At 66.0% G+C, this 13,688-nt stretch carries 11 protein-coding genes; 3 read left to right on the forward strand and 8 right to left on the reverse strand.

Features of this window, described 5'->3' with window-relative positions:
* Window positions 1-16 precede the first annotated feature (16 nt).
* Window positions 17-1,621, reverse strand: a complete 1,605-nt coding sequence (locus ACIQ09_RS05805; protein ID WP_398307155.1) for an NAD(P)/FAD-dependent oxidoreductase — start codon at window positions 1,619-1,621, stop codon at window positions 17-19.
* Between the two features lie 103 nt (window positions 1,622-1,724).
* Window positions 1,725-2,081: an HPF/RaiA family ribosome-associated protein gene (locus tag ACIQ09_RS05810; protein WP_398307130.1), complete on the reverse strand. Its 357-nt coding sequence runs from the start codon at window positions 2,079-2,081 to the stop codon at window positions 1,725-1,727.
* 124 nt (window positions 2,082-2,205) lie between these two features.
* Between ACIQ09_RS05810 and nhaR the strand changes: the two genes are divergently transcribed.
* The gene (gene nhaR, locus ACIQ09_RS05815; RefSeq protein ID WP_398307132.1) at window positions 2,206-3,150 is read left to right on the forward strand and encodes a transcriptional activator NhaR; all 945 of its coding nucleotides are present in this window, start codon (window positions 2,206-2,208) and stop codon (window positions 3,148-3,150) included.
* 109 nt (window positions 3,151-3,259) lie between these two features.
* Here nhaR and ACIQ09_RS05820 read toward each other — a convergent pair whose 3' ends face one another.
* The 6 genes from ACIQ09_RS05820 to ACIQ09_RS05845 all read right to left on the reverse strand — a co-directional run bounded on the left by ACIQ09_RS05820 (window position 3,260) and on the right by ACIQ09_RS05845 (window position 12,378).
* Window positions 3,260-4,213, reverse strand: a complete 954-nt coding sequence (locus ACIQ09_RS05820) for a Tim44 domain-containing protein (RefSeq protein ID WP_398307134.1) — start codon at window positions 4,211-4,213, stop codon at window positions 3,260-3,262.
* Window positions 4,214-4,337: 124 nt separating this feature from the next.
* Window positions 4,338-5,216, reverse strand: a complete 879-nt coding sequence (locus tag ACIQ09_RS05825; RefSeq protein WP_398307136.1) for a ChaN family lipoprotein — start codon at window positions 5,214-5,216, stop codon at window positions 4,338-4,340.
* Between the two features lie 30 nt (window positions 5,217-5,246).
* A complete protein-coding gene (locus ACIQ09_RS05830) occupies window positions 5,247-5,627 on the reverse strand; it encodes a DUF2149 domain-containing protein (protein WP_398307138.1) in 381 nt (126 codons plus the stop codon).
* A 2-nt stretch (window positions 5,628-5,629) separates the two neighbouring features.
* On the reverse strand, window positions 5,630-6,109 hold the full coding sequence (locus ACIQ09_RS05835) for a MotA/TolQ/ExbB proton channel family protein (protein ID WP_398307140.1): 480 nt from the start codon (window positions 6,107-6,109) through the stop codon (window positions 5,630-5,632).
* A gap of 27 nt (window positions 6,110-6,136) precedes the next feature.
* A complete protein-coding gene (gene cobN / locus ACIQ09_RS05840; protein WP_398307142.1) occupies window positions 6,137-10,090 on the reverse strand; it encodes a cobaltochelatase subunit CobN in 3,954 nt (1,317 codons plus the stop codon).
* A 2-nt stretch (window positions 10,091-10,092) separates the two neighbouring features.
* Window positions 10,093-12,378, reverse strand: coding sequence for a TonB-dependent hemoglobin/transferrin/lactoferrin family receptor (locus ACIQ09_RS05845; RefSeq protein ID WP_398307144.1), 2,286 nt, complete (start codon window positions 12,376-12,378; stop codon window positions 10,093-10,095).
* Window positions 12,379-12,715: 337 nt separating this feature from the next.
* Here ACIQ09_RS05845 and rpsD point away from each other — a divergent pair, with 337 nt between their 5' ends.
* A complete protein-coding gene (rpsD, locus tag ACIQ09_RS05850; protein WP_398307147.1) occupies window positions 12,716-13,327 on the forward strand; it encodes a 30S ribosomal protein S4 in 612 nt (203 codons plus the stop codon).
* Between the two features lie 128 nt (window positions 13,328-13,455).
* Window positions 13,456-13,623 (forward strand): hypothetical protein, encoded by a 168-nt coding sequence (locus ACIQ09_RS05855; protein WP_398307149.1) that lies wholly within the window; start codon window positions 13,456-13,458, stop codon window positions 13,621-13,623.
* Window positions 13,624-13,688 lie beyond the last annotated feature (65 nt).

Consider the following 13,688-nt stretch of genomic DNA (forward strand, 5'->3'; position numbering starts at 1 on the left):
GTCGGGCCCCGGTCGTTCAATCCCCGGCCAGCAGGCTGCTTGTCACCGCCTCGGCGACGCGGATGCCATCCACCCCCGCCGACAGGATGCCGCCGGCGTAGCCGGCGCCTTCGCCCGCCGGGTAAAGTCCCTTTACGTTGAGACTCTGGCAGTTTTCTCCGCGGGTCATGCGCAGCGGTGACGAGGTGCGGGTTTCGACACCGGTAAGCACCGCGTCGTACATGTTGAAGCCGCGGATTTGCCGGTCGAAGGCCGGCAGGGCCTCACGCATGGCGCTGATGGCGTAGTCGGGCAGGGCGGTGGACAGGTCGCCCAGCTTCACCCCCGGCTTGTAGGAGGGCTCCACGTTACCCAGGGCGGTGGAGGCCTTGCCCTTCAGGAAGTCGCCGACCAGCTGGCCCGGCGCCTCGTAGGTGCCGCCCCCGAGCACGAAGGCCCGGCTCTCCAGCTCCCGCTGGAAGGCGATCCCGGCCAGCGGGCCGCCGGGGTAGTCGTCCGGGGTGATGCTGACCACGATGCCGGCGTTGGCGTTGCGCTCGTTGCGGGAGTACTGGCTCATGCCATTGGTGACGACCCGGTTGGGCTCCGAGGTGGCGGCCACCACGGTGCCGCCGGGGCACATGCAGAAACTGTACACCGCACGGCCGTTGGAGGCGTGGTGCACCAGCTTGTAGTCGGCCGCGCCCAGCTCCGGGTGGCCAGCGTGGGGGCCGAGGCGGGCCTTGTCGATCAGGCTCTGGGGGTGTTCGATACGAAAGCCCACCGAGAAGGGCTTGGCTTCCATGAATACGCCGCGTTCGTGCAGCATTTCAAAGGTGTCCCGGGCGCTGTGGCCCAGGGCCAGCACCACGTGGTTGCTGCGGATCTCGTCGCCGCTGGCGGTCTTCACGCCGCGTACCTGGCCGTCCTCTATCAGGACGTCGGTGACCCGTTGCTGGAAGCGGATCTCGCCGCCCAGCTGCTCGATCTCGGCGCGCATGGCTTCGACCATGCCAACCAGCCGGAAAGTGCCGATGTGAGGCTTGGCGACATACAGGATCTCCGGTGGCGCACCGGCCTTGACGAACTCGGTGAGCACCTTGCGGCCGTAGTGTTTGGGGTCCTTGATCTGGCTGTAGAGCTTGCCGTCAGAGAAGGTGCCGGCGCCGCCTTCGCCGAACTGCACGTTGGATTCGGGGTTGAGGGTGTTCTTGCGCCACAGGCCCCAGGTGTCCTGGGTGCGTTCGCGCACGGCCTTGCCGCGTTCGAGCACGATGGGCCTGAAACCCGCCTGGGCCAGGATCAGTGCGGCGAAGATGCCACAGGGGCCAAAGCCGATGATCACAGGGCGGTGGGTGAAGGCGGGCGGCGCCGTGCCTACGAAATGGTATTCCATGTCGGGCGTCGGCTTGACGTGGAGATCACCGGCAAAGCGCTGGAGGAGGGCGGCCTCGTTGTTCACCTCGGCATCGACGATGTAGATAAAGGTGAGCCGGGCGTTCTTGCGCGCATCGTAGCTGCGCTTGAAGACGGTGAAGCGGGTGAGCTCGGTAGCAGGGATGCCCAGGCGCTGGAGGATTGCGGCGGGCAGGGCCTCGACGGGATGGTCGAGGGGCAGGCGGAGTTCGGAGATTCGCAGCATGGCGGTCATGGCGGGGCAGTTGGCCCCGCAGATGGCGTTCGGGCTGCGATTTTAGCCGGAATCACCGGGGAGGTCAGGCCTCCCCGTGCTTCAGATCCGGGTGTCAGGCCTTGATGGGCACGAGCTCCGGCTCGGGCATCAGCAGCATCTGGCGATTGACCCGGGCGAGCCTGTCCATCTGCCGCGCCACGTTGTACTGGACGCGCTCAGTGAGGCGGTCGATGACCCGGCGCATGTCGTCGCCGAGCTCTTCCATGACGAGGGAGCGGTTCTTCATCTGGATGACGATGCGGCACAGCTTGTCTGCACCGCCCCGGGGCCCGTTGATGTCGGATAGACGTACCGTGACACTCTGGACCGCGTGGCCGAAGCGGCCCAGTGCGGTGCGGATACGGCGGCTGGCGTGATTGCGCAGGGTCTTGGCGGCGGGCAGGCCTCGGGCCTTGATCTGGACTTCCATCTTCGTCTCCTGTGTGTTTCGGAGAGCTCACTATATTGGTATCAATCAATCAGGTAAAGTCGCATTAACTGAAGTATTGTTTCGATATATTCGAACTGTTACAAGTGCTGGCGGGAGCTGTGGAATGAACCTCAAACACCTTTTCTATTTCTGGAAGACGGCGCGCAGCGGTGGCGTTGTGAAGGCTGGCGAGGCGCTCCACGTCACGCCCCAGACCATCAGCGGGCAGATCCGCCTTCTGGAAGACAGCCTCGACACCCAGTTGTTCGCCCGGGATGGCCGCGCCCTCGAGCTGACGCCGGCAGGCCGCCTGGCCATGGAGTACGCCGACGAGATGTTCTCCCTCAGCGCCGAACTGGAGCAGGCCCTGCGCCACTATCCCAAGGGTCGGCCGGTGGAGTTCCGGGTCGGGGTGTCGGATGCGGTGCCCAAGTCGATCGCCTACCGTCTGCTCCGTCCGGCGGTGGATCCGGCCGATCCGGTGCGCATCATCTGCCGGGAGTGGCGCCTGGACCGCCTGCTCACCGAGCTGGCCATCCACAAGCTCGACCTGGTGATTGCCGATTCACCGATTCCGCCTTCGGTGGATGTCCGGGCCTACAACCACCGTCTGGGGGAGTCGGGCCTCAGCTTCATTGCTGCACGCTCCCTGCTGGGGGATCGGGTGCCGGCCTTTCCGGGGTGCATGGGCGAGCTTCCGACCCTGTTGCCGGGGGAGGATTCAGCCATCCGGCGCAAGTTCGAGGACTGGCTTGATCGCAAGCGCCTGCGGCCGCGCATTGTCGGCGAGTTCGATGACACGGCCCTGATGACCGCCTTCGGGCGCGCCGGGGTGGGGGCCTTCGTGGTGCCGACAGCCATCGAGCAGGAAACGCTGGCGACGGGTGACCTGGTTGTGCTTGGCCGTGCCGATGAAGTGCGCATTGAGTACTACGCGATTTCCGTGGAGCGGCGCCTGACCCACCCCTGTGTGCTGGCCATTTCCGATGCGGCGAAGGCCGGGCTGGAAGCCATGGGCAGCGGTGGCGTGGTGGTGTCGGCGGAGGGCGAGCTCCCCGGGGCAGGGTGAGTCCAGGATCTGCAGACTGCATAAAAAAAGACCCCTGCGACGAGCGGTGCTCGTGCAGGGGCTAGGGGGGTACTGCCAGAGTTCTGTGTGGCGGCTGTGCCGCCAGCGGTCAGGCGTTCTGCTGGACGCCGGCCACCAGCCAGCCGCTGTTGCCGCTACGGGGCTTGGTGAGGTGCCAGATTTCGTCGATGCCTTCGGGTGCAGCGTTGGTTTCCTCACGCAGCAGGCCGGTGAAGCGCACGCTGACGATGTAACGCTCGGCTTCCTCACTCACGTCGATCACCTCGGCGTTGAGGGAGACCACGTCGGTCTTCTGGCCGGCACTGGTGTCGTCCATCCAGTTCATCTTGATCTCGGCGAACATCTCGGGCGTGGTGTATTCACGGATGTCCTCGAGATTGCGGGCGTCGTTGGCTGCCTGGAGACGGATGAAGTTGAGCTTGGCGTTGCGTACGAAGGCTTCAGCGTCGAAGTCGGCCGGGATGTTGCCGACGGCAGCTGCCGTGGTGGCCGCAGCGGCAGCCGCCACGGGGGCTGCACTACCACCGTAGGACGGGGTGGCAGCGGACGGCGACTTGTCGTAGCCACCCTGGTTGGCGGTGTATTGCATGCCACCGGCGCCAGCTCCGGCCAGGGCCGGCTGGTTGGCCGCCGCGTTGGCCATCGCGCGCTTGCGCAGGAAGAAGCCGATCACGGCGATCACGGCAAAGGCGATCAGGGCCATCATCATCATGGAGGCGAGCTCTTCACCAAAGCCGAAGTGGGACGCCAGGGCGGCCAGACCGATACCGGCGGCCAGACCGGCCAGCGGGCCCATCCAGGAACGCTTGGGTTGAGCAGCGGGTGCGGCAGCGGCAGCCTGGGAACGGGCCGGAGCCGCAGCAGCACCCGGAGCCTGTGCGGGTGTGGCCGGGGTGGCGTTGGGGGACTTGGGTTGGCTCATTTCCTGGCGTTGCATGCCGGAGGACTTGCCACCGCCAAAGCGTTTGGCGGCTTCAGCGTCGCTCGTTACCAGGGTGAAGCCCAGGGCCAGTGCGGCCGTCATCAGGGCAAAGGTTTTCATTCGTGTCTCCTGTGGTTGGGGATCTCAGCCGTGGAAGCATAGCGGCTCGCGGAGTTAAATAAAATCAGAATTGTTGGTAGTCTGGTTTCGTAAAAAATTGAATGTCGTCCAGATCCCGCGTGTCTCAGGGGCGGGGTTTTCCGAATCCCTTGCACGGGTCGTCCCGGTGGACCGCGGGTGTGCGCCAGATGTGGGTGTAGGCGGTGCCGGTGTCCGCTGCCTTGCCTTCTTCCTCGAAGGCGATGTTGATGATCCGGGCGCCGGGACGCAGCCTGGCCAGCAGGGCCGGAACGCCGTAGTCGGCGCGGACGTGGCCGTTGCCGGCAACCAGGATGGCCGGCCGGTCGGGCAGGGCCACCAGGCCCAGCGCCATGGCCGCATCCCGGGCCCTCTGGGCCAGACGCATACCGGGCACCCGACTGGCAGGAAGCTGGCCGCAGTGGTTGTCCAGCAGATCGGCGTCGAGGGTAGCCTCGGCGCCCGGGCTCAAGGGGCTGGCGGCGAGGGCTGCGGCCACGGGGGCGGGGAGGGCCGGGCTGCCTTCCCGGACGATGCGGCGGGCCAGATTGCGGTTGATGTTGGCACCCACAACGTCGATCTGCGCTTTGGCTAGGCCGGCGAAAAGGGGTTCGTGGAGAGGCCACTGCCAGCCGGCTGCATCGAAGCCGGCTGCGCTGAGGCGTTTCTCCAGGGTCTCGCCGGGGGCTCGGGCCCAGTCTGTGCGCCGGTCTTCATCCAGTTGTTCGGCGACGATGGCCTTGGGGGCCAGCCCGGCTATCAGCTCTGCGCGGCGGCGATGGTGGTGGGGGTTGTCGTGGATCTCGCCGAGGAGGAGGAAATCGCTCTGGCGGGCTTGGGCCAGTAGTTCAGTGCGGCTGATCTCGCGGCCGCTGCTGACTTCGACGATGTGATCGGCAGCATGACTGACGCTGCCCAGGCTTATCAGGAGCAGGGTGAGCAGGGGCTTCATGGCGGCGGAGTGGGGGCGTGGCGTGCAGGTCATGACGGATGGACGTGCCCTGGGGCAGGGAGTTCAGCGCCGGGGCGGATTTCCGCCGCCAGCGTCGGGTTTCTTGCCGTCCGGGCCTGCCCCCTCTCCACCTTCCGGCACATAAACGATGGAGCCGTCCTTCATGCGGTAAGCAACGCCGGCCTTCTCCCCGTCACCGCTGCCGATGGCGCCGCTGGCCTTGTAGTGCTCGACCTTCTCGCCTTTCTTGATGGTGATCTCCATGTTCGGCTTGCCCGGGTCGGTGATGACGGTGACGTCCTGCTTGCTGAAGGGGTTCATCAGCGGATTCTTGGCGATGGTGATGAGCAGGGCGGCGATGACGACCAGGAAGATGTCGATGAGATTGACCACCGACAGGATCGGGTCTTCGGTCTCGGGTTCGTGCAGCAGCTTGAGTGCCATGTTCAGCCCTCCTTGCGCAGCCGGCCGATATGCACGATCTCCTCGGCCAACCAGCGCCGCCGCACGTTGGTGACCCAGAAGGTGATGGAGGCGGCAATGAGGGCCAGGATCACCGCCGAAAAGGCGACGGTGAGATTGTGGGAAACCTGGGCCAGGTCACCATCGGACAGGGATTTGAGCGCCGGACCCATGGGGATCATGGTGGCGACCAGCCCGAGCATGGGGGTGACACGGCTGGCTACGCGGGGGGCTTCCAGCAGGGTATGGGCCTGTAGGTCGAGTTCGTCGTCGGTGAGCGTGCGGTTGGCCTGGTAGGCACGGACCAGCGGCCGGCCGCCATCCCTGCGGCGGCGCCAGGCGATCATGGCGAATTCGCCGAGAGACCAGAAGGCGAACAGGAATAGCACGGCGATGAGGATGAGTGTGGGCAGCAGGAAGAGCTGCGCCACGTCGTACATGGTGTTTTCGAGGGCGTGATTCATGGTGAGGGTCAGGCAGGTTGGCAGGGGTTAGTGGAAGGCGGACCGGGCCCGCAGCATGCCGCCCAGGCTTGCCATGGCGACGAGGAGGAGCCCCCATGCGGCATCTGCGGGGGCGGGCGGGGCAGGGCGCTCGGTCTTGTCGAGGCGCAGGCCCTGGATCTGCGGTGGCGGAGGCGTGGGGGCCGGTTCGGGGTCCTGTTGCCCGGTGGGTGCTGGGGCGGCCGCGGAAGGCCGGCGCGCGGCCTGGGCCAGCCCGAAGCCGACGAAGGCGGGCAGGGTGGTGTTGTCGGTTTTCACCTGGTGACGGTTGGCCAGCTCGCGGTAACGGGCCTTGAGTTCATCGACGGTGGCCTTGTCAGCCTTCCAGTAGCCCTGGCGGGCTGCCTCGAGCATGCGCTCGATGCTCTGGGCGAGGGCGTGGGGGTTCTGGCGCTCGAACCAGTCCTTCAGGCCGAGCCTGTGCTTGTCCCGCACATAGACATCGACGAACTCCTGCCATTGGTCGTCGCGCACGATCTCTCGGGCCACGGATTGCCAGCCCGAGAAGTTGTTGATGCCATCGAGCACCTGCAAGGTGCCGGCATAGCCTTCCTTCATCAGGCCCTGGATGTAGCCGGGGTGGAAGTTGCGGGTGGCCAGCTCCTTGGCCAGGAAGCCGGCGGCGCCCTCCACCTTGCCGCCGGCCTGGCCGCGCAGGTTGGAGATGTAGAGTTCCGGTGCCTTGCCGTCCAGATGGCGCACGGCGAGGGCGATGCCGCCCAGGTACTGGAACGGGTCGTCGGTGGTGAGCATGCCGTAGAGGTTGGAGGTGCGGGACAGCACCGCGCCTTCTGTGCCCTTGAGGTGGGCGGCGTAGAGGTTCTCGCCCCCGGCGCCGGGTTGGCCCCATTGGCTTTCGTCGGGGCCGTAGGCGAACTGCATGCGCGACAGGTACAGGCGGGCGAGCTTGCGGTCGCCCTCGGCCTTGCTCTTCCAGGTGTCGGTGGCGAGGGCTGCGTCGTCCAGACCGGTGCCGTAGCGGCCGGACTCGGAGGAGAAGATGCGGGTCTGGGCGGCGTTGGTGGCCTGGGCTTCGTTCCAGCCCCGGGCGCGCAGGGATGCGGCGATGCGGCGGGTGTTGGCGGCAACGGGGTTGTCGGCTTCGTCGGCTTCGGCGGCCAGCTTGGCGGCCTTGGCGAGCAGGCGCATCACGTTGGGGAAGTGGTCGCGATACAGGCCGGTGGCGGAGAGCACCACGTCTACCCGGGGGCGGCCAAGGGCTTCCCGGGGAATGAGTCTGACGTCTTCGACCCGCCCGCCGGCATCCCACACCGGCTCTACACCCATCGCCCACAGGGCCTGGGCTTCGAGGAGGCCGAAGTGGCGCATGGTCTCCACCGACCACAGGGTGAAGGTGAGCTTCTGCGGCGCCTTGCCGGCCTTGCTGCGATGGGTGGCGAGAAGCTGGTCGAAGGCTTCGCGGCCGGCAGCCCAGGCGGCCTGGGTGGGCACGCGGGAGGGGTCGAAACCGTAGAGGTTGCGGCCGGTGGGCAGGGCGTCGGGGTTCTTGATCGGGTCGCCGCCGTAGCTGGTGGGAATGTAGCGCCCCTCCAGGCCAGCCAGCAGGGCGCTGATCTCGGGGCTGGCGTCGAGGGCGGCATACCACTTGCGGGCCTGTTCGGCGGCAGCGCGGGCCTTGGGAGGCAGGGCGGACAGCTCGGCCCTACCCTGCAGGATGGCCTTCAGGCGCAGGTACGGAGTGGACGCCTTCAGCCGGGTGTAGTCACCGACGAGGAGTTCGTCAGCTTCCTCATCGGGGCCTGCGACGCCTTCCCAGAAGTCCTTGCCAACCATCATCAGTACGGTGGCAGTGCGGCCGTCCTCGCCGGCGCCCTGGCCGAAGGTGTGCAGGCCCAGGGGCTGGGCGATGCGGGCCAGTTCGTGGAGGTGGTCGTGCACTGCGCTGACAAAGGTGGGGAAGTCCTTGCGGATACGCTCGTCCGTCCAGCCGAGATCCCGGTCGATGTGTTCCTTGCGCATGGCGGCAAGGAACTGGGCGCGGATCTTGTCCTTTACCGCGCCCTCGTCCTGGGCCAGCCAGGCGTGGAGCTGGTCGTGGATGGCCGTGAGGGCGGCATGCAGGCCGGCGGGGGCGAAGGGGGGCGTCTGGTGGCTGATGATGGTGGCGCGGCCCCGGCGTTTGGCCTGGGTGGCTTCGCCGATGTTGTCCACGATATAGGGATAGAAAACAGGCACATCGCCGACGGCGAGCATGGGGAAGTCGTATACGGAGAGGCCGCGTTCCTTGCCCGGCAGCCACTCCTGGCTGCCATGGGTGCCGAAGTGAATGAAGGCATCGCTCCGCGCCTGCTCCCGTGCCCACAGGTAGGCTGCCATATAGAAATGAGAGGGGGCGGCGCTGCTCGAGTGGTAGAGGGCTTTCTCCTTTTCCTCCCAGCGCTCGCCCCGGGGGGGCTGGGGCAGCAGGGCCAGGTGGCCGAGGCGCAGGCGCGGGATGACGAAGCCGGGCTGGCCCCGGTGGACGACGACCATGGAAGAGCGCTCGGGCTCGCCCCAGCGCTCCTGCAGCTGCTTGCGCACGCTGTCGGGCTGGGTGAACAGCCAGCGCTGGTAAGCGGCGAGGGGCAGGTGTTCGGCCAGATCGTCCCGGAGCAGGGATTCGAGGGCGCTGTTGTCGCCGGCAGGCTGGTAGTAGGGGGCGAGCAGGCGCTGGAGCGACAGGGTGAGTTCGGTCTCACCCGAAGTCTCGGTGGTGTAGCCGTGGGCCTTGAGGGCGGCGAGGGTGGCCACCAGGCTGCGCGGCAGGTTCATGAAGGAGGCGGAGAGGTTCTTTTCGCCGGGGGGGTAGTTCCAGAAGAATAGGGCGACGCGTTTGTCCTTGTTGGCCTTGGTTTGCAGCCGGGCCAGGCGGAGGGCCTTGCCCACTACGGCGTCGGCCTGGGCGGCGATGGGGGCGATCTGGTCGTCGGATTTCCGGGTGGCCGCGGCGATCTGGATGTCGGTGACGCCGGCGTATTCGGCCTGGGCCAGGTAGAAGGGCACGTCCATCAGGGTGACGCCCTGGGGATCGGCCGCCCAGGCGGCTTCGTCGCCCTTGCGGTAGGGCATGGCCTGGACGACGGGGATGCCAAGCTCGGCAAACTCGGCCCGGCGGCCCTCGGGGTTGAGCATGATCTGGGTGTTGATCAGGGCATTGGCGAGGGTTCGGCCGTCGGCCCGCAGCATCCGCCGGACGGCGTCCGCGTCCATCACCGGGCTGTAGAAGGGCAGGGCCAGTGCTCCGGCCTTTTCGATGCGCCGGATCAGGTCGTCGATGAAGGCGGCTTGCTCGGCGGCGATGTACTGCTGGTGCAGCGCGATGGCAATGACCGGGGTTGCGTTGCCGGCGGCCTTCCAGCGCAGGTAGGCCGCCGGCTCGGCGAAAACCAGGCCGGGATGGTCGGGGTGATAGATGCCGCTCTTGGGAAAGACGATGGGATCGCGGATGCCGCTTGCGGGCTTGCCATCAAGGTGGGCAGCCAGGGTGGCGAGGAAGGCGTCGAAGTTGAGGCGGCCGCCGTTTACATAATAGGTGTGCAGGCGCCGGGCCAGCCCGTCGGGGATTCCCTGCCAGCGGGGTTTACCCTCGTTCAGCCATAGGGACGGGGCGCGGAGGGCTGGCAGGGCGCCGGTCAGCCGTGTCTCGACAAAGGCCTGAAGGTGGTCACGGGGCGTGTCGAAGAGCACCAGGTCGTAGCCATTGAAGAGGGCCGGGCCGGTATCGGCGGGTAGCTTTTCGGCGAAACGGGCGTCCAGCTGGAGCCCATGGGTCTTTGCCGTTTCGGCCAGTTTGAGGAACTTGCCGGGCTGAACCGGCGAGGTGCTGATCACCAGGATGCGGCCAGCCGCGGCCGGGCCGCTCCCGGTGAGCAGGAGCAGGCACAGCAGCGGCAGGGCGAGCAGGCCGGGGATGCGCTGCAACACGCGGGCCAGTGTGTTCATCGTCAGAAGTCCACCTGGAGCGCTGCGCTGAGGTTGCGGCCGGGCTGGGTGTAGAAGGCCGGACCGGCATCGGTGGTGCTCAGCGCAACCTGGCGCACATCGCTCCAGACCCAGTACTTCTTGTCGAACAGGTTGTTGAGCGCCAGGTTGATGCGGGCCTTGGGGTGGATCTGCATGCTGGCGCTGAAGTCCACGATGGCGTAGCCAGGGGTGCGGAAGTAGTCCACCTCGCTGCTGTCGATGCGTTCCTTCTTGCGGGCGGCGCGCAGGCGTGTATCAAGGGCGAGGGGGCGATTGAGTGCCTGGCCGTCCCAGCCCAGGTTGAGGTAGAGGCGGGCCGGATCCACGCTGTTGAGAGGCTGGTCGGCGGAGGTCACGTCCCCCTGGGCCCACGCAACGGCACCCGCGGCGCGAAAGCCGGCGGGCAAGGCCCAGTTGCCGCGCAGTTCTGCGCCACGGATGCGTACGCTGGTCAGGTTGATGGATTGATACACAGACCGCACCGTGTTGCCGAGGCAGGCCGGGGCGGTGGCGGTGCCGGGGGTGGAGCAGACCAGTTCGTTGCTGATGAAGTTGCTGTACTTGTTGTTGTAGACGGCAAGTTGCATGTCCCCACCGGCCAGCTTGAAGCGGGTGCCGATCTCGATGCCCGTACTCGTCTCGGGCTTCAGGTTCGGGTTGGGCAGGCTCGCGTAGTTTTGGGCGGCGTTGTAGAAAAGGGCGTTGACCTCTTCGTAATTGGGGGCCCTGAAACCGCGCACGACCTGACCATACAAGGACAGTCCGGGGCTGTGACGCCACACCGCGGCAAGTTTGGGTGAGATGGCGGAGTGATCCTGGCGGGTGGCGGAGAAGGTCTGGTTGCCGATGGTCTTGCCTAGGGCCTCGGGACGCAGCTTGATGGCATCAAGGCGCACCCCGGGTGTCAGGGTGAGGCGGTCGATGCGGACCTCGTCCTGGGCGAAAATCCCCAGGCTGCTGGATTCGCCAGGAGCAAAGTCGCGCAGCGGATAGGTGTCGCCGGCCAGGGACTTGCTCACTGTGCCCGTGGTCTGGTTGGTGATCAGGTAGTCACGCAGTTCATCCAGCTTGTGACGGCGCCAGTCTGCACCAAGCGTCAGGAAATGCTCGAGGGGTCCTGTGTGCAGGCCCTTCTCCACCTGCAGGCCGGCGCCGGTGGTTTCCTGGCGAAAATGGAAGTGCATGTCCACCAGGCAGTTATTGCTGCCCCGGCTCGTTCCCGAGCAGCCGGCGGTGGTGCCGGTGCGTTGCTGGAGCGTGTTGTCGTGGTTGGCAGAATTCTGGTGGTAGACGCCGAGCAGCAGCCGGTCGACCAGTCCGCCATCGGGTTTCCACTCCCAGTCCATGGCGAAACGCTCCTTGCGGGCATCTTCACTGCCATTGGCCGTGCTGACCCGGGGCAGGGCGGTGGCCAGGCGCAGCAGGGAAACGTCGGCGTGCTGGTTGCGGTCTTCGTAGGTGAAGCGGACCTGATGGCCCCGGGCGGGTTTGAGTATCAGCTTGGCCAGGGTGCCGCGGGAGCGCGTGTCCTGCGGGTTGGGCTGCTCGCGCCCGGCGCTGCTACCGCCCAATTCACCGCGGTTGTCGAGTTCCTCGCCTTTGCGTCGGGTGACGGCGACGAGGCCTTCGACCATCTCGTTGCGTCTGGCGAAGTATAGGGTGTTCTGCAGACTGCTGTCGGCACTGCGCCAGGTGCTCTTGTAGCGCACGGCACTGTCGCGCTGACCGAGGATGTCGGCGGGGTCCAGGGTGAAGTAGCTCACCACGCCACCGAGGGCGTCTGAGCCATACAGGCTGGATGCTGGGCCGCGCAGCACTTCAACTCGTTTGAGAAAGTCCATCTCCGGCCCGTCAGCGCTGGACGTGGTGGCATTGGATGGGCCGCCCCCGCTGTAGAAATCGGGGAGGCGCACGCCGTCCACCTGTTGCAGGACGCGGTTGCCCTCAATACCGCGGATGTTGATCGAACTGGCCCCGAAGCGTCTCAGGTCGCGCGCAACGGCCAGGTCGGGCTCGTCGGCGAAGAGGCTGGTCTCGTCGTGGGGCATGCGCCGGTCGATGCTCTGGCGGTCCGTCGTGGTGATGGTGGCGGGGACCGCGTCGATCTGGGTTTCGCTTCGGTTGGCCGAGACCACGACATTGGAAAGGATGGGCGAATCTCCCTCGCTCTGGGCATGAGCGAGGGAGGATGGTCCGGCGAGCGCTGCACTGATGAGGAGGGGGAGGTGACGCTTCCTGAGGTGGGAAGCCTGGCGGGTCTTGCGCACGGCGGATCTCCAGATGTTGAGGGCATCTGGCTAGCTGGCGTGCGGGTGTCCCGTGGTGGCTGGCTTGACGCTTTTGAGGGCGGAATGGGCAGGCAGGGCTGCCGGAGGCCGAAATCTACCGGAGAAGTGTATTAAATGCAAATCATTATCGTTTACATTTAGATTGATGCCAATTAAGATATTTCCAGGTTTCCGTTCATGGAGTCATGAAATGCGCTCGATGCTGCTCAACGTTTGTGCCCTGGGTCTTTTGTTGACAGGGGTTCTGGTGGCCGGGCCTTTTTGATCCGGGGGCCACCTTCGTCCTCACCCCTGCAAGCAAAGGAATGTTCCGTCGATGTCACGATATACCGGCCCCCGTCTGAAAGTCATGCGCGCCTTGGGCTGCGAGCTGCCCGGCCTGTCCCGCAAATCCGTCGGCGAGAGGGACTACCCGCCCGGCCAGCACGGCTCGCGTCCCCGGCGTAAATCAGACTTCGGGGTCAAGCTGATGGAGAAGCAAAAGTTGCGCATGAACTACGGGCTCACGGAGTCCCAACTCCAGCGCTTGTTCCGGGAGGCCAAGGCGTCCAGGGCGCCGACCGGCAACAAGCTACTGGAGTTGCTTGAACGTCGCCTGGACAACGCGGTGTTCCGCGCCGGCTTTGCACCGACGACCGTGGCTGCCCGCCAACTGGTGCGACATCGCCATGTGCAGTTGAACGGCAAGCCGGTGAATATTCCGTCGATCCGCCTCAAGGCAGGGGACACCATCACCCTTGTCGATAAGGCGCGCAAGATGCCGATGGTGCTCGAGTGCATTGAACAGCCCTCTCTGGCCCGACCGGAGTGGCTGAGTTGTAGCGAGAAGGACTTCAATGCCACGGTGACGCGTCTCCCCGATGCCACCGAAGTGCCGTTCCCGGTTGAGGTCCAGCACGTGGTCGAGTACTACGCGGTGCGGATATGAGTAACTTCTGCACGTTTTGCCCGGACGGCGACGGGGAGTCACTACCAGAATATGACTCCAGTCCCGAGCTTGCCCTGGCGGCCTTGTTGACACTGATGACGACTTTTCCGGCCCGGTGCAGTCCTGCATTGGCCAGGTCCATCGTGGCGCATCTGCGCGTTGTCAGTCAGGACGGACGCCTCGATGGGGTTCTCAGGGAGTGCGCCGAGCAACTGATATCCAACTGGGAGGCGCTTGAAGTGCTCTCCGGGGCCAGGATTGGTCCGATGGCCGAACCGCTGCGGGCCGTAAACTGAGGGCACTTGCCCGTTGCGTTGCGGAGTTCTGATTTGATGCCGGCCGGGCTCGCGATCACGAGCCC

Origin of the sequence: Zoogloea sp. (assembly GCF_044344315.1) — a bacterium.
In the GTDB taxonomy this organism is placed as follows: domain Bacteria; phylum Pseudomonadota; class Gammaproteobacteria; order Burkholderiales; family Rhodocyclaceae; genus Zoogloea.

Excerpts from the sequence above, each read along its gene's own strand:
- nhaR (WP_398307132.1), top strand. The coding sequence starts at position 2,206 with ATGAACCTCAAACACCTTTTCTATTTCTGGAAGACGGCGCGCAGCGGT.
- ACIQ09_RS05805 (WP_398307155.1), bottom strand. The coding sequence starts at position 1,621 with ATGCTGCGAATCTCCGAACTCCGCCTGCCCCTCGACCATCCCGTCGAG.
- cobN (WP_398307142.1), bottom strand. The coding sequence starts at position 10,090 with ATGAACACACTGGCCCGCGTGTTGCAGCGCATCCCCGGCCTGCTCGCC.
- ACIQ09_RS05835 (WP_398307140.1), bottom strand. The coding sequence starts at position 6,109 with ATGAATCACGCCCTCGAAAACACCATGTACGACGTGGCGCAGCTCTTC.
- ACIQ09_RS05820 (WP_398307134.1), bottom strand. The coding sequence starts at position 4,213 with ATGAAAACCTTTGCCCTGATGACGGCCGCACTGGCCCTGGGCTTCACC.
- rpsD (WP_398307147.1), top strand. The coding sequence starts at position 12,716 with ATGTCACGATATACCGGCCCCCGTCTGAAAGTCATGCGCGCCTTGGGC.
- ACIQ09_RS05825 (WP_398307136.1), bottom strand. The coding sequence starts at position 5,216 with ATGACCTGCACGCCACGCCCCCACTCCGCCGCCATGAAGCCCCTGCTC.
- ACIQ09_RS05830 (WP_398307138.1), bottom strand. The coding sequence starts at position 5,627 with ATGGCACTCAAGCTGCTGCACGAACCCGAGACCGAAGACCCGATCCTG.
- ACIQ09_RS05810 (WP_398307130.1), bottom strand. The coding sequence starts at position 2,081 with ATGGAAGTCCAGATCAAGGCCCGAGGCCTGCCCGCCGCCAAGACCCTG.